18 protein-coding genes are annotated in these 18,721 nt (G+C 35.7%); 10 read left to right on the top strand and 8 right to left on the bottom strand.

What is annotated here, in order from left to right:
- The first annotated feature begins 13 nt into the window (after positions 1 to 13).
- From ICJ84_RS11935 to dnaG, 8 genes are all read left to right on the top strand, one after another.
- The gene (locus ICJ84_RS11935) at positions 14 to 1,237 is read left to right on the top strand and encodes a 3-phosphoshikimate 1-carboxyvinyltransferase (RefSeq protein ID WP_188216636.1); all 1,224 of its coding nucleotides are present in this window, start codon (positions 14 to 16) and stop codon (positions 1,235 to 1,237) included.
- A 139-nt stretch (positions 1,238 to 1,376) separates the two neighbouring features.
- Complete coding sequence (queA, locus tag ICJ84_RS11930) at positions 1,377 to 2,426, top strand: tRNA preQ1(34) S-adenosylmethionine ribosyltransferase-isomerase QueA (protein ID WP_188216635.1); 1,050 nt, start codon at positions 1,377 to 1,379, stop codon at positions 2,424 to 2,426.
- A 329-nt stretch (positions 2,427 to 2,755) separates the two neighbouring features.
- Entirely contained in the window at positions 2,756 to 3,796 is a 1,041-nt protein-coding gene (gene rlmN, locus ICJ84_RS11925; protein ID WP_188216634.1) for a 23S rRNA (adenine(2503)-C(2))-methyltransferase RlmN, read from the top strand.
- 47 nt (positions 3,797 to 3,843) lie between these two features.
- The gene (locus ICJ84_RS11920; RefSeq protein WP_188216633.1) at positions 3,844 to 4,821 is read left to right on the top strand and encodes a polyprenyl synthetase family protein; all 978 of its coding nucleotides are present in this window, start codon (positions 3,844 to 3,846) and stop codon (positions 4,819 to 4,821) included.
- Between the two features lie 182 nt (positions 4,822 to 5,003).
- The gene (locus ICJ84_RS11915; RefSeq protein WP_241748751.1) at positions 5,004 to 5,579 is read left to right on the top strand and encodes an RNA polymerase sigma factor; all 576 of its coding nucleotides are present in this window, start codon (positions 5,004 to 5,006) and stop codon (positions 5,577 to 5,579) included.
- Complete coding sequence (locus tag ICJ84_RS11910; RefSeq protein WP_188216632.1) at positions 5,566 to 6,282, top strand: hypothetical protein; 717 nt, start codon at positions 5,566 to 5,568, stop codon at positions 6,280 to 6,282. The genes ICJ84_RS11915 and ICJ84_RS11910 overlap by 14 nt, the downstream gene beginning before the upstream one ends.
- Positions 6,283 to 6,340: 58 nt before the next feature.
- On the top strand, positions 6,341 to 7,423 hold the full coding sequence (locus tag ICJ84_RS11905; protein ID WP_188216631.1) for a hypothetical protein: 1,083 nt from the start codon (positions 6,341 to 6,343) through the stop codon (positions 7,421 to 7,423).
- Between the two features lie 166 nt (positions 7,424 to 7,589).
- The gene (gene dnaG / locus ICJ84_RS11900; RefSeq protein ID WP_188216630.1) at positions 7,590 to 9,557 is read left to right on the top strand and encodes a DNA primase; all 1,968 of its coding nucleotides are present in this window, start codon (positions 7,590 to 7,592) and stop codon (positions 9,555 to 9,557) included.
- Here the strand turns inward: dnaG and ICJ84_RS11895 are convergent.
- Together ICJ84_RS11895 and nadE are read right to left on the bottom strand one after the other, a co-directional pair.
- On the bottom strand, positions 9,552 to 10,181 hold the full coding sequence (locus ICJ84_RS11895; protein ID WP_188216629.1) for a response regulator: 630 nt from the start codon (positions 10,179 to 10,181) through the stop codon (positions 9,552 to 9,554). The genes dnaG and ICJ84_RS11895 overlap by 6 nt on opposite strands.
- 97 nt (positions 10,182 to 10,278) lie before the next feature.
- Complete coding sequence (gene nadE, locus ICJ84_RS11890) at positions 10,279 to 11,067, bottom strand: NAD(+) synthase (RefSeq protein WP_188216628.1); 789 nt, start codon at positions 11,065 to 11,067, stop codon at positions 10,279 to 10,281.
- A gap of 92 nt (positions 11,068 to 11,159) precedes the next feature.
- Between nadE and gldB the strand changes: the two genes are divergently transcribed.
- Both gldB and gldC read left to right on the top strand, forming a co-directional pair.
- Positions 11,160 to 12,122, top strand: coding sequence for a gliding motility lipoprotein GldB (gene gldB / locus ICJ84_RS11885; protein WP_188216627.1), 963 nt, complete (start codon positions 11,160 to 11,162; stop codon positions 12,120 to 12,122).
- Positions 12,123 to 12,458 carry a gliding motility protein GldC gene (gene gldC / locus ICJ84_RS11880; protein ID WP_188216626.1) on the top strand — a complete coding sequence of 112 codons (336 nt, stop codon included), beginning with the start codon at positions 12,123 to 12,125 and terminating at the stop codon, positions 12,456 to 12,458. It begins immediately after the preceding gene.
- Positions 12,459 to 12,460: 2 nt separating this feature from the next.
- Here gldC and def read toward each other — a convergent pair whose 3' ends face one another.
- Genes def through ICJ84_RS11850 form a run of 6 tightly spaced genes read right to left on the bottom strand, consistent with a single transcriptional unit; the run spans position 12,461 to position 18,698 of the window.
- On the bottom strand, positions 12,461 to 13,090 hold the full coding sequence (def, locus tag ICJ84_RS11875) for a peptide deformylase (RefSeq protein ID WP_188216625.1): 630 nt from the start codon (positions 13,088 to 13,090) through the stop codon (positions 12,461 to 12,463).
- A gap of 33 nt (positions 13,091 to 13,123) precedes the next feature.
- Positions 13,124 to 14,401, bottom strand: a complete 1,278-nt coding sequence (rodA, locus tag ICJ84_RS11870) for a rod shape-determining protein RodA (protein WP_188216624.1) — start codon at positions 14,399 to 14,401, stop codon at positions 13,124 to 13,126.
- Complete coding sequence (gene mrdA, locus ICJ84_RS11865; RefSeq protein ID WP_188216623.1) at positions 14,394 to 16,337, bottom strand: penicillin-binding protein 2; 1,944 nt, start codon at positions 16,335 to 16,337, stop codon at positions 14,394 to 14,396. The genes rodA and mrdA overlap by 8 nt, the downstream gene beginning before the upstream one ends.
- On the bottom strand, positions 16,338 to 16,841 hold the full coding sequence (locus tag ICJ84_RS11860) for a rod shape-determining protein MreD (protein ID WP_188216622.1): 504 nt from the start codon (positions 16,839 to 16,841) through the stop codon (positions 16,338 to 16,340).
- Positions 16,834 to 17,658, bottom strand: coding sequence for a rod shape-determining protein MreC (gene mreC, locus ICJ84_RS11855; protein WP_188216621.1), 825 nt, complete (start codon positions 17,656 to 17,658; stop codon positions 16,834 to 16,836). Before mreC ends, ICJ84_RS11860 begins: the two co-directional genes overlap by 8 nt.
- An 11-nt stretch (positions 17,659 to 17,669) precedes the next feature.
- Complete coding sequence (locus ICJ84_RS11850) at positions 17,670 to 18,698, bottom strand: rod shape-determining protein (RefSeq protein ID WP_188216620.1); 1,029 nt, start codon at positions 18,696 to 18,698, stop codon at positions 17,670 to 17,672.
- Between the last annotated feature and the right edge of the window lie 23 nt (positions 18,699 to 18,721).

The raw sequence follows: 18,721 nt of genomic DNA, 5'->3' as shown, positions 1-18,721 counted from the left end.
ACCAACTATTATTATGCATATCACGCTTCAAAAATCTGAAATAGCTAAGCAATCGGCTATTCAAATTACAGGTTCAAAAAGTGAATCTAACCGATTGTTGCTTTTAAAGGCTCTATATCCTCAATTTAGTTTAGAAAATATCTCAAATTCCGATGATAGTAATTTAATGACCAAAGCATTAAGTTCATCGTCTGATATTGTAGATATCCATCACGCAGGTACAGCTATGCGATTTTTAACGGCCTATTTTTCTATACAAGAAGGTCGAGAAGTCACACTTACCGGATCTAAACGCATGAAGGAACGCCCGATTCAAATTTTGGTAGAGGCGCTTCAACAATTAGGTGCAGATATAGACTATGTTGAAAATACGGGGTATCCGCCAATCAAAATAAAAGGAAAAAAGTTAACTAAAAACAAAGTGTCGTTACAGGCAAACGTTAGTAGCCAGTATATTTCCGCATTGTTATTAATTGCGTCTCGTTTAGAAAACGGTTTGGAATTAACCTTGGAAGGAAAAATTACTTCGGTGCCGTATATTAATATGACCTTAAGTTTATTAACCGAGATTGGCGTTGAAAATTCTTTTGAAGGGAATACCATCACTGTTAAACCAGCAACAAAGAATTTAGAAGCAAAAACTTTCGTCGTAGAATCAGATTGGTCATCGGCATCATACTATTTCAGTTTGGCAGCTTTAAGTGCAGTAGGTACTGAAATTACCTTATCATCTTATAAGAAAAATTCCCTGCAGGGTGATTCTGCCTTGGTGGATATCTATAAACATTTTGGAGTTGAAACGCAATTTCAGAATAATTCGGTCATCTTAACAAAAACCAATAAACCGGTTTCAAACTTCACTCACGATTTAACCAATGCTCCAGATATCGCACAAACCATAGCAGTAACGTGTTTTGCTTTGGGAATTAAATGTGATTTAACAGGACTGCATACATTAAAAATTAAAGAAACCGATCGTTTAATAGCTTTAAAAACAGAGATTGAAAAATTAGGCGGAAAGGTTGATATTACCGATGCCTCTTTACACTTATCGGAAGCGACTACGATAAAAAGCGATGTAGCTATCGCAACCTATAACGATCATAGAATGGCGATGGCTTTTGCCCCGATTGCTCTTAAAACATCCCTAATTATCGAGGATGCTATGGTGGTTTCAAAATCATATCCAACCTTTTGGGACGATTTAGAAGCTATTGGTTTTAAAATAACTAAATAATAATCACCTATTTACTTGACAAGGCCTATGTGCAGATTGTATATTTGCACTCTTCAAAGTATTGAAGTCCATTATAAATTTATAGAATATTCATTTTGAATATTTTAATTGTCATTAAAAAAACAATAAAAGTAAGCACATGAAATTATCAAACTTTGGTTTTAACTTACCAGATGAATTATTAGCGGAATATCCGGCAGAGAACAGAGATGAGGCGCGTTTAATGGTTTTAGATAGAAAAACGCAAACTATCGAACACAAAATGTTTAAGGATATTGTTGATTATTTTGATGAAGATGATGTTTTAATTCTTAACAATACCAAAGTATTTCCGGCACGTCTTTACGGTAATAAAGAAAAAACCGGAGCAAGAATCGAAGTATTCTTATTAAGAGAGCTTAATGAAGAGCAACGCCTTTGGGATGTACTTGTAGATCCTGCTCGTAAAATCAGAATTGGTAACAAATTATATTTTGGTGATGACGATACATTAGTTGCTGAGGTAATTGATAATACAACCTCTAGAGGGCGTACGTTACGTTTCTTATACGACGGTTCTTATACTGAGTTCCGTAGAAAATTAAACGAATTAGGAGAAACGCCACTTCCAAAATATATCAAACGTCAGGTAGAGCCAGAAGATGAAGAGCGTTACCAGACTATTTACGCTAAAAACGAAGGAGCAGTAGCTGCACCAACAGCAGGTCTTCATTTCTCTAAGCACTTGTTAAAGCGTTTAGAAATTAAAGGGGTAAACTTTGCTGAAGTGACGTTACACGTTGGTTTAGGTACGTTTAATCCGGTTGAGGTTGAAGATTTATCGAAACACAAAATGGATAGTGAAGAGCTTAAAATCGATGAAAAAGCGGTTGATATTGTAAATAAGGGTATCCGCGGAAAAAGACGTGTATGTGCTGTAGGTACTACAGTTATGCGTGCTATCGAGAGTTCGGTATCATCGAATGGCGAGCTAAACGAATTCGAAGGTTGGACTAACAAATTCATTTTCCCTCCTTACGATTTTAGTATTGCCAACTGTATGATTACTAATTTCCATACGCCAAAATCAACATTATTAATGATGATTTCAGCGTTTGCAGGTCATGATTTCATGAAAAAAGCATACGACGAAGCAGTAAAAGAAGGCTACAAGTTCTACAGTTACGGCGACGCGATGTTAATCTTATAAAATTTTAAAAGCCTTGTTTTTACGAGGCTTTTTTATTGCTTTATTTTTGGCGTTACCCTTCGGGTCAGGCTTTCTGCGCTACACGGTAGCTTGCTTCATATATTTTAGTATTCATGATTTCCTTTTAGAACAATAAGTGTGTATGAGTAATCCCTAACCTGAAAAAATGAATAAATAAAAATGAAAAGCTAAAGATAATTTCCATAAATATCCAATACCCAAATTCTAATTGTCACTTATCGTCGTCAGTCTTCCATCATCGGTCTAAAAATCTAACCTGTCTAATTAAGTCTAATCATAATGCCAAAATCATTACTTTTGCATCATCTATGGCAACAACAAAAAGAGACATACGCGCATTAACCAAAGAACAGTTAAGAGCATTTTTCGAAAAGCAAGGCGATAAGGCATTTCGTGGCAATCAGGTTTACGAATGGCTTTGGCAAAAAGCAGCTTATTCTTTCGACGATATGACGAATATATCAAAAGAAACCCGACAAATGCTTGAAGACAATTTTGTTATTAACAACATTAAGGTCGATACTATGCAACGTAGTAGTGATGGCACAGTTAAAAATGCTGTGCGTTTACACGATGGTTTGGTGGTAGAGTCGGTATTGATTCCAACTGCAACACGAACGACAGCTTGTGTGTCAAGTCAGGTAGGATGTAGTTTAGATTGTCGATTTTGTGCTACGGCACGCTTAAAGCGTATGCGAAACTTAAATCCTGATGAAATTTATGACCAGGTGGTGGCTATCGATAATGAAAGCCGTTTATATCACGATAGACCGTTGAGTAATATTGTGTTTATGGGCATGGGTGAACCACTTATGAATTACAATAATGTGATTAAAGCCATTGATAAAATTACTTCAGATGAAGGTTTAGGGATGTCACCAAAACGTATTACAGTGTCTACATCGGGTGTGCCAAAAATGATTAAAAAAATGGCTGATGACGAGGTGAAATTCAATCTGGCTGTGTCGTTGCACTCGGCAGTCGATGAGGTGCGCACCAAAATTATGCCGTTCAATGAAACCTTTCCACTTAAAGATTTAAAAGAAGCTTTAGAATACTGGTATGTAAAAACTAAGCGTAGAATTACTTACGAATATGTGGTTTGGGACGGTATTAACGATACCCAAAACGATATTGATGCTTTTGTAAAATTCTGTAAGTATGTACCATGTAAAGTCAACATTATTGAATATAATCCGATCGATGATGGCGAATTCCAGCAAGCTTCAAACCAGGCTTTAGAAAATTACATTTCTAACTTAGAGAAAAACGGTATTGTTGTTAATGTACGTCGAAGTCGAGGTAAGGATATCGATGCCGCCTGCGGACAATTAGCAAATAAAAGTTAGAAATTTAGCTGCTAAAACTTATATTTGAATCACCTTAGCTAAAACAGTTGAAAATAGTAGAGCAAATAAAACAACCTATAGCCTTTGAAATGGATCTTTTCGAGCAAAAGTTCCTGCTTTCAATGTCGAGTAAGGTGGCTTTGTTAAACCGAATAACCACATATATTGTTAACCGGAAAGGGAAACAAATGCGTCCCATGTTTGTGTTTTTGGTGGCTAAAATGGTATCGAATGGCGAAGCGATTGAACGTACGTATCGTGGTGCTTCCGTTATCGAGCTTATTCATACGGCAACTTTAGTACATGACGATGTAGTTGATGATAGCAATCGTCGTCGCGGTTTTTTCTCTGTTAATGCCCTTTGGAAAAATAAAATAGCTGTTCTTATCGGTGATTATCTTCTATCGAAAGGTTTGTTGTTAAGTATTGATAACAATGACTTCGATTTGCTTAAGATCATTTCTGTTGCCGTGCGCGAAATGAGTGAAGGGGAGTTGCTTCAAATAGAAAAGGCGAGAAAATTAGATATCACGGAAGAGGTGTATTATGAAATCATCCGCCAGAAAACAGCAACGCTTATTGCGGCTTGTTGCAGTTTGGGAGCAGCTTCGGTTAAGCCAGAATCAGAGCATGTAGAAAAAATGCGCAAGTTCGGTGAACTAATTGGTATGGCATTCCAAATTAAAGATGATTTATTCGATTATAGCGAAGACCAAATAGGTAAACCAACAGGTATTGATATTAAAGAGCAAAAAATGACTCTACCTTTAATTTATGTGCTTAACAACGCCGATAAAAAGGATAAAAAGTGGTTAATAAACTCTATCAAGAACCATAATAAGGATAAAAAGCGTGTTAAAGAAGTGATTGCTTTTGTTAAGGAAAATGGCGGTTTAGAATATGCCATAACCAAAATGAAACAATTTCAAACCGAGGCTTTAAATCTTTTAAATACTTACCCAGATTCCGATTATAAGTCATCTTTAGAGCTTATGGTTAACTACGTTATCGACAGGAAAAAATAATTTTTTATTTTCTATACACACTTCAAAAGCATATATCTGCTTAAAGCTTCATATTATATTTTGAATTATTTTAGTACGAGCTTTAGATGCTTGGTGCTTGTTTTTTAGCTTTTCTTTAAAAAAAAATAAAAGCTCAGGCAACTATTGCATAAAAATTCCCGTCTATTAAAATAGAAGACTAAATGAACTCTTTATTGAAAGTTATACAACTTCATAAAAACGAATCGACACTTATAAAACGGGCTGTAAAAAACAACCGTGAGGCGCAGCATATGTTGTTCGAATTACATGCACCAAAAATGTTGAGTATTTGTCGATACTATGTAAAGGATGTATATCAAGCTGAAGAGATTATGATGAATGGCTTTTTTAAAGTATTTACCAATTTAAAAAGTTTTAGGGGAGAAGGAAGTTTTGAGGGGTGGATGAGAAGAATTATGGTTCGGGAATCTATTTCTTATCTAAGACAACAAAAAGATATTGAGTTTGCTGTTGAAGAGCTAGACTTTAAAAATGAGTTTACCAATAATATAGAAACCGAAATCGAAGTTGAAGACATACAGCGACTTATTGACGAGTTACCTGAAGGCTATAAAATTGTATTTGTTATGTATGCCATTCAAGGATATAAACATCAGGAAATTGCAGAACTTTTGAATATTGCAGAAAGTACGTCTAAGTCGCAATTGTTTAAAGCGAGGAAGCTTTTACAGGAAAAAATTAAAAACAGAAATAAAACAAGCTATGGCACGAACTGATTTTGAAAAGTATATGAAGGAGAAGCTTGAAAACAGGAGCATGAAACCTTCTCCAGAGGCATGGAATAGCCTTTCAAAGCGATTAGATGAAAATGAAAATGCGTCCAGTAACAAAACCTATTGGTGGTTAGGAATAGCCGCTGGTTTTATTGGAATATTATTCACAGTATCTTTATTTTTTAAAACTAATGAAGTGGTACCTGTTATTGTTAATAACCCAGTTAAAACAGTTGAAGAAGTTCAGAAGGATACTTTGAAAAATGATGTGAAAAAAGCAGTTAAGCCCGTTGAGGAGTTCATGGAAATAAAACAGAATGCTATACTGCCAAAACAAGAAGAACCCATTGAAATAGTTCAGGAACAACCCATAATAACTGAAGAGGAGCAAAATGCTAATAATCAAATTAAAAAGGAACTGAGTTTCGAAGACCAAAAAGTAAAAGAAGTCATTGCTAAGGTAAACGATTTAATGACTCAGAATAAAGAAGTGACAGACGACGATATTGAAGCTTTGCTTCTTGAAGCGCAACGAGGCATCAACAAGCAAAGAATTATCAATCAGTCGACAGGAGTTGTTGATGCCGATGCATTACTTCAGGATGTAGAAACCGAGTTAGATCAGTCGTTTAGAAGTAAAGTGTTCGAAGCTATTAAAACCAGTTTCGGAACCGTGAAAACAGCAGTAGCACAACGTAATCAATAAATCATCATTCAATCAAATCATATTAATCAAAACCCGATTCGGGAAAAAACGAACAGTTATGCAAATCATTACTAAAATTTTAGTGCTTACGGCATTGTGTTTAAGCGTGCAATTCATCAATGCACAAGACACCATTCAAAATGTTAATAACAAAGAGAAAATCGAACTTTTATTAAAAGAAAAAGAAGCGATTCAAAGTCAGGAACGCGACTTGTTGAAGCAAGAAGTAGAAGCTATTAATGTCAGGCTTGAAAAAGGTGAGTTAACGAGTTTGGAAGCGGATATTTTAAAGAAAGAAGCAGCGAAGAAACGCGCATTAAATATTGAAAACCGCGTGGCTATTGTCGATAATAAAATTGAACTTCTTAAGCGTAATGAAGACGACTATATTATCGACGAAGAAAATGAAAATGTTATCATTCGAATTGGAACTGGAGATGAAACCAGTGAAAGTTTTGTGTTCGTTGGAGAGAAAAAGGATGATAAGCCAAGAAAATATGATAAACGCACCACGAGTGATTTCGTATTAGCCTTTGGTTTTAACAACGCTATAATAGAAGGAGAGAAGTTAGACGATTCACCTTATAAATTTGGTGGTTCTCGTTTCTTTGAAATGGGTTGGGCCTGGAAAACCAGAGTGTTTAAAGAGTCTAACTTTATGAGATTAAAATACGGATGGTCACTTCAAATTAACGGATTAAAGGCTGCCGATAATCAGTATTTTTTTCAGGATGGCGATCAAACATTTTTAGAGCCTTTTCCTTATGAACTAAAAAAAGCAAAACTTTCAGTTTCTAATTTAGTGTTCCCAGTACATTTTGAGTTCGGACCGTCTAAGAAAATTGAACGCGAAAATTATTTCAGATATTCAACTAAAAATCAATTTAAAATAGGTCTTGGTGGTTATGGCGGTTTTAATGTAGGAACGCGCCAGAAATTAAAATACACAGCCGATGGCGATCGTTCTAAAGAAAAGCAAAAACGCAGTTTTAATACCAGTAATCTGGTTTATGGACTAAGCGGATATTTAGCAATAAACGATGTGGCTCTTTATGTGAAATACGATTTGTCGCCGCTCTTTAAAGATCAGGATGTCCGACAAAATAATATTTCTCTCGGACTCCGGTTTGATGTTGATTAAATTACGAAAGCGATGCAGGTTTTGTGTCGCTTTTTTGTTGAAATTAATATTCGTATTTTAGGCTTTAAATCAGAAAGTATTTTTGATGGTCATTAGCATTTACATGCGTATTTTTGTTTCGGAAATTAGAAATAATTCAGTCTTTAAAAATTTAAAATAATACAACTTGATTTCTCCAGCCTCTATAGATTTAGTTTTTGAAACCGCCCGTGTAGAGGAGGTTATCGGTGATTTTGTTCAGCTAAAAAAAGCGGGGAGCAATTTCAAAGGATTAAGTCCGTTTAGCGACGAGCGTTCGCCAAGTTTTATGGTGTCGCCCGTAAAGCAAATCTGGAAGGATTTCTCAACTGGAAAAGGGGGTACCGTAGTGTCATTTTTAATGGAACATGAACATTTTACGTATCCGGAGGCGATTAAGTATTTAGCCAAAAAGTACAATATTGAAATAGAGGAGACCGAGCAAAGTGATGAACAAAAGGAAAAAGCCAACGAACGTGAAAGTTTATATTTGGTAAGTGAATTTGCCAGTTCGTATTTTCAAAAAATTCTTCATAAAACCGATCAGGGAAAATCCATAGGATTAAGTTATTTTAAAGAACGTGGATTTACCGATGAAACCATTAAACGTTTCGATTTAGGGTATTCACTTGACGAGTGGCAGGCCTTTACCGATGAGGCTTTAAAAAAAGGTTACAGCTTAGAGTATCTAGAAAAAACAGGACTTACAATCGTTAAAGACGATAAGCGTTTCGACCGCTTTAAAGGTCGTGTGATGTTTCCGATTAAAAGTATGAGTGGTCGTGTGCTTGGGTTTGGTGGTCGTATTTTAATCAATGATAAAAAGGCTGCCAAGTATCTAAATTCCCCGGAAAGTGATATTTACCATAAAAGTAATGTGCTCTACGGAATTTATGACGCGAAGCAAAGTATTGCCAAAGAAGATAACTGTTACTTAGTTGAAGGGTATACCGATGTGATTCAGTTTTATCAAACTGGGGTGACCAATGTGGTGTCTTCGTCAGGAACTGCTTTAACTTCGGAGCAGATTCGATTAATCAACCGATTGACCAAAAATATTACCGTGCTGTTTGATGGTGATGCAGCAGGTATGCGCGCTTCACTAAGAGGGATTGATTTAATTTTGGAACAAGGTATGAATGTTAAGGTATGTTCGTTTCCCGAAGGCGAAGATCCTGATAGTTTTGCCAGACAAAATACGTTGGAAGAATTAACAGATTATTTAAATGAAAATTCTAAAGACTTCATTCAGTTTAAGGCTTCTATATTATTCGAAGAATCTAAAAATGACCCGATAAAAAAGGCCGAAACGGTTAGAGATATTGTTAACAGCATCTCGAAAATTCCCGATCAGATTAAGAAGGAAATTTATATTCAGGAATGTGCTCGCATTATGGATATCAGCGAAGATGTGTTATTCAGTACGCTCGCTCAAATCAGTAATAAAGCAGCCAAAGAAGATGGTAAGTCGGCTAGAGAAGATTATAAAGTCTTCGACGTTATTAAGAATCAGCAGCAGACTGCAGCAGTCAAAAAGGTTGACGTTCAGTATTTGTTAGAACGAAAAATTATTGAAATTTTATTGCTTTACGGGAACAAATCGGAAGAGTTTGAAGATCTGGTGTTAAAGGAAAATGATAAAGGCGAATTAGAGTTAGAACCTGTAATTCATACCGCAAAAGTATTTGAAAAAATATATTTAGACTTACAGGACGACGAAATGCAATTCGGTAATCCTCAGTTTAAAAGCATATACTATACGATTATTGAAGCGCTGAATCAGAATGAAAATTTCGAACTGAAAAGTTTTATTAATTCGGTAGACCCGGATATGGGTTATGAGATTTCTAACATCTTGATGGAAGATGAACGCTATACACTAGATAATTGGCAACGCATGGATATTTTTCCTAAAGAAAAACAGCATAGCGTTGCGCAATTAGTTAGTGAAACTATACTTAACCTCCGTTGTTTTTTAATCGACCAAAAAGTCAAGGAATTTCAACAAGAAACATTAGCCAATAAAGCTGATGTAAATAGAAATATTCTTGAAGAAGTTAAAGACTATTCTGGTTTGAAAATGTTGTTGTCTAGAAAACTAAATCGTGTTCTATAACGATTCTTTAAGCTTGGCTTGATTAACTAAATCTACCAAGTTAGTTACTTTTAATTTACGCATTAAACGCGCTTTATAAGTACTAACGGTTTTCTCGTTAATATCAAGCTCCTTAGAAATTTCCTTATTCTTTTTACCAATAGTCAGAAGTTTTAAAACTTCGGCTTCTCGAGTAGAAAGTTTTTTGTAGAAAGTTCCAGATTTACTAGCTCGGCTTCCAAATGCTAACTGTTGTGTTAACTCGTTACTTAAATAAATGCCGCCTTCAGCTACTTTTAAGATGGCTTCATTAATTGTGATAACGTTTACAGATTTGTGTAAATAACCGTTAGCGCCGGCTTTAATGGCGTTAATGGCATAAACTTCTTCTGGTTCACCACTAAAAATGATAGTTTTTACGTCTGGATAATCTTTTTTAAGATAACGTAAAATGGTTAACCCGTTTAATTTTGGAAGATCTGCTTCTGTTAAAAGGATGTCTACAGGATTATTTTTGATGAATTCCATTGCGGCTTCGCCGTTGTCAACACTTCCTACAATTTTAATGTTAGAAGATGCTGAGAATAGAACCTCAAGCCCTTTCCTGGTAATAGGGTGATTGTCTGCTATTAATACTTTTACCATAATTTTAAAGCTTTATTATAATTAGTTAGAGAGGTTATTATAATTGAGAGAATAAGCTTATGACAAAAGTAGGTAAATTTTATGTGATTTGCAATAATTAAAGTAAATTGTTTGGAATTTCGCAAACAGGTATAGGAATCATCTTATGTTTGTTAGCGGAGTTAAGGCGTTTATAGATTTTGAAAACCTCTAGAGCTCTTCCTTCGAAATCGTCTGCCGTTTTTCCCTGACGATCCATCTCCATAGCCCATTCCAATTCTGGATAAGATGCACCAATTTGATCTTCGTCGGTACGGTCATCACCCCAAAGGCCATCGGTTGGAGCAGCATCAATAATTTCCTGATTAACACCTAAATATTTTGCGATGTCGTAAACCTGAGTTTTGTATAAATCTGCAATGGGGCTTAAATCCACGCCACCGTCTCCATACTTTGTGTAGAAACCAACTCCAAAATCTTCTACTTTATTCCCTGTTCCAGCAACTAAAAGTTTATCTAAAGCCGCAAAGTAGTAAAGCGAGGTCATACGTAATCGTGCTCTGGTATTTGCCAAAGACATAAAACGATCTTCTTCATTTTCTACAGGAGGTAATGAAGCAACTAAACTATCGAAGACTGGTGTTAAGTTTACCTGAGTCATAGTAACGTCGTTAAAATTAGATTGTAACCATTTAATATGATTCAGTGCGCGAGTTACCTGATTAGGGGCTTGATGTATAGGCATCTCTAAACATAAAAGTGGTAAACCTGTCTTGGCACAAAGTGTTGAGGTTACGGCAGAATCAATTCCGCCAGAAACTCCAATTACAAAACCTTTAACGCCAGCTTTTGTAGCGTAATCTTTAAGCCAATGAACTATATAGTCTACAACTTTTTCTGTTTGCATATTAAATGAATTTAATTCTAAGAATAGTACCTTTGCAAACAAAAATAAACGAATCGACCAATTAATAAAAATTTATAGCGTTTAAGTTTTATATGAAACAGGGATTATTGTTGTTAATTTTTTTAGTGAGTGTGATTTCTTGCAAAAAGGAAGATCAATTAGAAAACGAGATTGCAAAGATTAACATCGATGCTAATGTAGAACGGTTTGATGTGCTATTTGCTCAGGTAACAGACTCTAAACTACCAGATTTAAAACAGGCTTACCCATTTATGTTTTCGGAAAAATATACCGACTCGTTCTGGCTAGCCAAGGCTTCAGATAGTTTACAAAAGCTACTGTTTAAAGAGGTGAATAAAACCTTTAATAATTTTTCACAAACCGAATTAGAAGTTGAATCACTTTTCAATCATCTTAAATATTATTTCCCAGAATTTCAGGTGCCAAGAATTATTACAGTAACTAGCGATGTAGACTATAGAAACCGGGTTATTGTAACAGATACTATTGATATTGTGGCTTTAGATAATTATTTAGGTTCAGACCATGAGTTTTACCAGAGTATCCCTGTGTATCTGCGAGAAAATTTTAATAAGGAGCATATCGTAGTCGATTTGGCTGGTGAATATGCGAAAAAATACATCTACCCGATTCATAACCGAACCTTTTTAGATGAGATGATTTATTTCGGAAAGCAACTGTACTTTAAAGATGTTATGGTGCCATTTAAATCCGAAGCTTCAAGAATAGGGTATACTGAAGAAGAATTAGAATGGGCACAAACCAACGAAAGTTATATCTGGCGTTATTTTGTAGAGCGCGAAATGTTATTTAGTACCGATTCCAAATTATCAGGACGATTTATAGCTGAAGCACCATTTTCTAAATTTTATTTGGAAGGAATCGATTCAGAATCACCCGGGCAACTGGGACAATATATAGGATGGCAGATTGTTAGAGCATATATGCAACATAATGAGGTGTCTTTAAAAGATATGCTGATAACCAATGCTGAAGAAATTTTTAATAATTCAAAGTTTAAACCAAGAAAATAAATGTCTAAAAATCATACTTCAAAAATAGAACTTCAAGTAGAACTTGACGAAAACAGAATTCCGGAGAAATTACTTTGGACAGCTGAAGATGGCGGAATTACACAAGAAGAAGCAAAAGCTATGTTACTTTCGGTTTGGGATTCGAACGCTCAGGAAACTTTGCGCATCGACTTATGGACAAAAGATATGCCTGTTGATGAGATGAAAGTGTTTTTCCATCAAACTTTAGTAGCCATGAGCGATACTTTTCACCGTGCGACTCAAGATGAAAAAATGACGGCCACTATGAAAGATTTCTGTGATTATTTTGCTGAAAAATTAGAGCTTAAAAAATAAAACTACTTTTTGGCGTCTTGTATGTCTTTTGATAAGTGATCTAGGTACAAGATGCCATTTAAATGGTCTATTTCATGTTGAAAAATTACTGAGGTAAATCCTTCAATAGTTTCGGTTTTATGTTCAGCGGTCATTGTGTCGTAGGCAATTTTAATACTAAACGCTCTGGTGCTAAGTGTATCGCTTCTTCCGGGAATAGATAAACAGCCTTCTTTACAGATTTGTTTCTTTTTAGAGTACTCTTTTATTACCGGATTCAAATAGACTTCAAAAGGTAAATTCTCTTTATCGAAACGTTGTACCCAGATTATATTTTTCAAAACTCCTACTTGAGGCGCAGCAATACCCACACCCATAGATAGGCTGTCTCTAACGGTAGCATAAAGGCGTTTTACAAAATGTTGTAACACAACATCGTTTGGATTAGCTTTTATTTTTGCGCTTTTTGTACGAAGTAATAAGGAGTCTTTTTTGTCGGTTATTTTATAAACACGCATTGGTATTAAGGAATCCTTAGACATGATTATTTCGGTTTGTTCAGCTGAAAAACCATTTCCGAACAAGTTTTTAGATCCGTGACATGACGATAAGAAAAGTGAAAGTGCTACTAAAGGAAAAATGAATTTTTTCATAACAGAAAGATAATGAAAAAAAGCAGATTCAGGCTACCATTCATTAATTCGGTTAGAATCCAGTTTTATAAAAATAAAAATCAGGATGGTAAATGCCCAAAGTCCGGAACCTCCGTAACTAAATAAAGGCAAGGGAATACCAATGGTTGGTATTAGTCCCATAACCATACCTATATTAATGAAGAAGTGAACAAATATAATCGCGGCGACACTATAGCCATACACGCGACTGAATTGGGACTTTTGTAATTCGGCCAAATGCAGAATACGCAATAGTAATAATACAAAAAGAATAACGACCATCGTGCTTCCAAAAAAACCCCATTCTTCACCAACGGTACTAAAAATGTAGTCGGTGTGCTGTTCCGGTACAAATTTACCAGTTGTTCGAGTGCCTTCCATAAATCCTCTTCCTGTAAAACCTCCTGAACCAATTGCTTTTTCAGATTCGTTAAGGTTGTAGGCGAAAGTCTGTTTCATGCGTTCCAGTTTCTCAGGATCCTTCTCTAAACGAAGCCATAAACTAATACGATCTTTTTGGTGCGGTTGAAGCACAGAATTATAAAAGAATTTAATTCCAAAAGATGCCCCTGCAGATAGTAGGAAAACAGCAATAATCAAAAGGATATTCGATCGGCGTTTATTTAAAAAGTAGTATCCAAAAATTAGAATACCGGCTGCTATGGTTGTGAATAATCCGCCGAATTTTAAAGACAAGATGGAAATAAAAATAAGAGAAACACCTATGTTAAGATAAATTTTAGGTAAGCCTTCTCTATATAAAACAAAGAAAAAGGCACCGTAAACAATGGTACTTCCAGTGTCGTTTTGTAACAATACCAATAATGCAGGAATGATGATGATGATGAAAACCTGTATCTGGTCTTTAAAGTTTTTAATATTGGTGTTCAGGTCACTTACGTATTTGGCGACCGCAAGGGCTGTAGCCATTTTGGCAAACTCACTCGGCTGAATGGTCATGCCTCCAATACCATACCACGAGGTCGCCCCGTTGACATTTTTACCAAAGACAAATAGTCCCAAAAGGGAAACCATGGATATAATATATATAACACTTGAGAACCGTTCGTAAAACTTGGCATCAATGGCCAGCAGTAATACGATGAGTATAAAGGTTAAGAAGATAAATATAAGTTGTTTGCCATAGGGTTGGGAGAAATCAAAATAATTAATTTCTTCCCCCACATGAGACGCCGAAATAATATTAATCCAACCAAAACCCGCTAAAAGCAGAAAGAGAATAATTGTAATCCAGTCAAATTTAAAATGTCTGTGGGTATTTCTAACCATCAATATTTTGGTTGTTAAGTTTGGCTAATTCGTCTTTAAGTCCTTTGTATTCCTCGGGGCTGACTTCTTCTAATGTTGTTGCTCTGTTAATACCAAAAGGTTTTCCGGAATACGGTTTGGCATATTCGTGTTCTAACGTATGTCTTAATAACCAATCTTCTAAATCTGTACGAGTAATTTCGCCTTTTAGATGTTTTTCTATAAGCAAACTGGCCACTCTACCAGCAAAACGACTTCCCCAGTATCCGTTTTCAACAAAAACAGCTAAAGCAATTTTAGGGTTGTCTTTAGGTGCAAAAGCTACGAAAATAGAGTGGTCGGTAAGCTGCGTTTTTACGCTATCGACAATGGCGAAGTTTTCTACCGTTCCTGTTTTACCACAAATATCAATATCTTTTACCTGTAAGGCTGCAGCTGTACCTTGTTTGTAAACTTGCAACATACCTTCAATGACCGGCTCGAAATTTTGTTTATCAATGGAAGTGTATTTAGGTGTTGTGAAATCTTCGGGGATGTCTTCACCTTCAATATGTTTAATGATATGAGGCGTGTAATAATAACCGCGATTTGCTATGGCAGCTATCATATTGGCTAGCTGAATTGGCGTTGTCGCAACTTCCCCTTGACCAATGGCATTAGAGATTGTATAGGTAGAGTAGAAGGTGTTCGGGTAAATGTATTTATAATAATCTCTGTCAGGAATTCTTCCTTTTTGCCCCACGAATAAATCGTTGTTTAAAAAGTTTCCTAACCCAAAGCTTTTGGCATGGGCACTCCATTTGTCAATGCCATCGGATGCACTTCCATTTTTATCCAGAATTTTTCTGTAAGCCGTAGCAAAATAAGCATTACACGAATGCATAATACCACCAACCATATTATTTCTTGTGCCATAAGCACAGTGGCACCCCATGACGCGTCCACCATAATGATAACCACCAGAGCAAGTCACAATTTCGTTAGGGGTCATTACACCTTCCTGAAGTGCAATAAGGGCATTCATTAATTTGAAAGGAGATCCCGGTTCGTAAACCCCTTGAAGGCTTCGGTTAAACAGAGGCTTGGCAATGGAGTCGTTAAATAGTTTGGTGAAGTTTTTAGAGCGGTCACGACCTACCAACAAATTGGGATTATAGGTAGGGGCAGCAATCATGGCTAAAATTTCACCGGAAGATGGTTCAATGGCAATAACACCACCGCGCTTATTACGCATTAATAACTCGCCATATGCTTGTAATTTTGCATCAATGGTTATGGTTATATCTTTTCCTTGAACAGGAAGAGTGTCGTAAATACCTTCTTTATACGGACCAATATTTCTATTGAAGCGGTCTTTTTGAATAAACTTAATCCCTTTTACGCCGCGAAGAATGTTTTCGTACGAGGCCTCAACACCTTGCTTTCCTTTTAAATCGCCGGATTTATAATACGGGTCATTTTTCATGTCTCCGTAATTTACTTCACCAATATCACCCAAAACATTAGCGCCAATTGTAGTTTGGTAGTGTCTTAACGAACGCTTCTGAATATAAAAGCCTTCGAATTTCCGCATTTTTTCTTGTAAAACGGCATAATCGGCTTTTGATAACTGCGGAATAAATACCGAGGGGAGTCTTGGAGAGTAGCGATACGCTTTTTCGTAAATGTCTTTAAAACGTTGTTTATCTATTTTTAAAAGCGAACAAAATTCCAAGGTATCTAAAGGTTTTACTTCACGAGGAATCACCATCACATCATACGACGGTTGGTTTGATACCAATAGTTCTCCGTTTCTGTCGAATACAAAACCGCGCTTGGGATAATCGTAAACTTTTCTAATGGCATTATCTTCAAACAAATTATCGCTGCTTGGATTATAGATTTGGAGATAGAATAGCCTAGAAATAAACAATAACCCTGCTAAAACGATGACGATGTAAAGCAAAAATTGTCTCATCTATTTTTTTCTACTAAAAATAATGGTTGCCAGAATACTTAATAAAATAGTAAATATACTTGAGAATAACGTTTTCTGAAGCACTAAAATTATTTTTGAAGCATTAAATATTTCTAAAGAGAATAATACAAAATGATGCACTAAAGTTAATATGGAAATATAGGTGAATTTCGACCCGAATTCCACATTTTCAAATTTAATGGTTTGGTGCTCGTACATCATTCCGAAAGAGAACTTTAAAAATAAAGGTCTGGCATAGGCTATAAATACCGATGCCGCTGCGTGAATACCGCCTGAATCCTGAAATAAATCGATGGCTAAACCAATTAAAAAGCTTAAAAATATGATTAACAATCGGTTATTTTTTACCGGAAATAATAATATGAATAAAATATATGGGTACGGATTGATGTAACCTAAAAAGTTAATGTGATTACAAATGAGTACCTGAACCAATACCAACACAACAAAGCGGACAATATTTGAGTAAGCGGTGTTATTCATTTGTTTTGCCGCTTAAAAGGTTTGTAATTTCAACTTTATCGGAGTTTTCTATTACGTAAACATGTTCTAGGTTGGTCATGTCGTTAAATAACTTCACGTTAATTTCATAGAAATTCTCGGCGTTATCCAATTTAAAATTATCAACAACTCCTACAGGTATTCCTTTAGGGAAAATAGAAGACATTCCTGTAGTTACTATAGTGTCGCCTTTAGTTACTGGTGCTATTTTTTGAATATCTATAAGTTGTGCAAAAGCAGGATCTTTTCCATTCCAGGTTAAGGAACCATAATGATTGGTTTTCTTCAATTGTGCACTAATTTTAATAGTGGTGTTTAATACCGAAATCACTGTAGCATAATTTCGGCTGGTTTTATTAATAATACCAATAATGCCTTTTGAAGATATAACACCGAAATCTTCTTTAATGCTGTCTTTTGAACCTCTGTTTATCAGAAGCATATTATCGGTAGCCGAGTAACTGTTTCTAATAATGTTAGCCGTTCTAAATTTGTAAATATCGTTAGTCGCTAAAGTGTCTAAAAAAATAGAGTCCGTTTTTGTATTCGAATTGTAAAGTAAGTTTTTTAAATGGTTGTTTTCTTCTGCTAAAATCTCGTTTTGCGATTTTAGATTGAAGTAGCCGTTAATGTTGCTTACCGAATTGTAAACACCGCCAGTTAAAAAATTGGCAGAGTTGATAAACTTACTTTTATGATACGAATGCGACTGAATTGTAAAAAACAGGGAAATACCAAACAGCAACAAGAACAACAAGAAGTTTTTGTTTCTTATTATGAAATTAATAATCTGTTGCATGTTTTATCGGCCTATTTAATCAGTACACTTTTGTATTTCGGTAAATTTTTAAGTGTAATTCCAGTACCTCTTACTACGGCTCTTAAAGGATCTTCTGCGATATAAACCGGTAAATCTGTTTTTTGAGATAAACGTTTGTCTAGGCCTCTTAACATTGAGCCACCACCTGCTAAGTAAATACCGGTATTGTAAATATCGGCAGCTAATTCTGGAGGGGTTTGCGATAAGGTTTCCATAACCGCATCTTCAATTCGTAAAATAGATTTGTCTAGGGCTTTGGCAATTTCACGGTGTGAGATGGAAACCTGTTTAGGTTTTCCCGTTAATAAGTCACGGCCTTGAACGCTCATATCGTCTGGTGGCAACTCCAAGTCTTCGGTTGCTGCACCAATTTGAATTTTAATTTTTTCAGCAGTACGCTCACCAACATATAAGTTGTGTTGTGTACGCATGTAGTAAACAATATCGTTTGTAAATACGTCTCCCGCAATTTTAACCGATTTGTCACATACAATACCGCCTAAAGCAATAACGGCAATTTCGGTGGTACCACCACCGATATCAACAATCATATTTCCTTTAGGTTGCATAATATCTACACCAATACCAATTGCTGCAGCCATTGGTTCGTGTATTAAGTAAACCTCTTTACCATTTACACGTTCGGCACTTTCTTTAACCGCGCGCATCTCCACCTCTGTAATTCCTGAAGGAATACAAACAACCATACGTAACGCCGGAGTGAAGAACTTCTTTTTTAATGCTGGTATGTTTTTAATAAACATACTAATCATTTGTTCAGAAGCGTCAAAATCTGCAATCACCCCATCTTTTAACGGACGAATGGTTTTAATATTCTCATGGGTTTTTCCTTGCATTAAGCTGGCTTCCTGTCCGACGGCAATAATTTTTCCAGATACTCTATCGCGAGCAACGATAGAAGGTGCATCAACAACAACCTTGTCGTTGTGAATAATTAAAGTGTTGGCAGTACCTAAATCTATTGCGATTTCTTCGGTTAGGAAGTCAAAAAATCCCATGGGCAGTTAAATAATTATTGAGG

The sequence above is a fragment of the Aestuariibaculum suncheonense genome, from assembly GCF_014596935.1.
GTDB classification, from domain to species: domain Bacteria; phylum Bacteroidota; class Bacteroidia; order Flavobacteriales; family Flavobacteriaceae; genus Aestuariibaculum; species Aestuariibaculum suncheonense.
Note: the sequence above shows the minus strand (reverse complement) of the source record. Positions and strands in the feature narration are given on the sequence as shown.

Coding starts and splice junctions, on each gene's coding strand:
- ICJ84_RS11935 (WP_188216636.1), top strand. CDS start 14: ATGCATATCACGCTTCAAAAATCTGAAATAGCTAAGCAATCGGCTATT.
- mreC (WP_188216621.1), bottom strand. CDS start 17,658: ATGCAACAGATTATTAATTTCATAATAAGAAACAAAAACTTCTTGTTG.
- queA (WP_188216635.1), top strand. CDS start 1,377: ATGAAATTATCAAACTTTGGTTTTAACTTACCAGATGAATTATTAGCG.
- ICJ84_RS11910 (WP_188216632.1), top strand. CDS start 5,566: ATGGCACGAACTGATTTTGAAAAGTATATGAAGGAGAAGCTTGAAAAC.
- mrdA (WP_188216623.1), bottom strand. CDS start 16,337: ATGAGACAATTTTTGCTTTACATCGTCATCGTTTTAGCAGGGTTATTG.
- ICJ84_RS11895 (WP_188216629.1), bottom strand. CDS start 10,181: ATGGTAAAAGTATTAATAGCAGACAATCACCCTATTACCAGGAAAGGG.
- def (WP_188216625.1), bottom strand. CDS start 13,090: ATGAAAAAATTCATTTTTCCTTTAGTAGCACTTTCACTTTTCTTATCG.
- ICJ84_RS11860 (WP_188216622.1), bottom strand. CDS start 16,841: ATGAATAACACCGCTTACTCAAATATTGTCCGCTTTGTTGTGTTGGTA.
- ICJ84_RS11905 (WP_188216631.1), top strand. CDS start 6,341: ATGCAAATCATTACTAAAATTTTAGTGCTTACGGCATTGTGTTTAAGC.
- ICJ84_RS11850 (WP_188216620.1), bottom strand. CDS start 18,698: ATGGGATTTTTTGACTTCCTAACCGAAGAAATCGCAATAGATTTAGGT.
- gldB (WP_188216627.1), top strand. CDS start 11,160: ATGAAACAGGGATTATTGTTGTTAATTTTTTTAGTGAGTGTGATTTCT.
- gldC (WP_188216626.1), top strand. CDS start 12,123: ATGTCTAAAAATCATACTTCAAAAATAGAACTTCAAGTAGAACTTGAC.
- rodA (WP_188216624.1), bottom strand. CDS start 14,401: ATGGTTAGAAATACCCACAGACATTTTAAATTTGACTGGATTACAATT.
- rlmN (WP_188216634.1), top strand. CDS start 2,756: ATGGCAACAACAAAAAGAGACATACGCGCATTAACCAAAGAACAGTTA.
- ICJ84_RS11915 (WP_241748751.1), top strand. CDS start 5,004: ATGAACTCTTTATTGAAAGTTATACAACTTCATAAAAACGAATCGACA.
- nadE (WP_188216628.1), bottom strand. CDS start 11,067: ATGCAAACAGAAAAAGTTGTAGACTATATAGTTCATTGGCTTAAAGAT.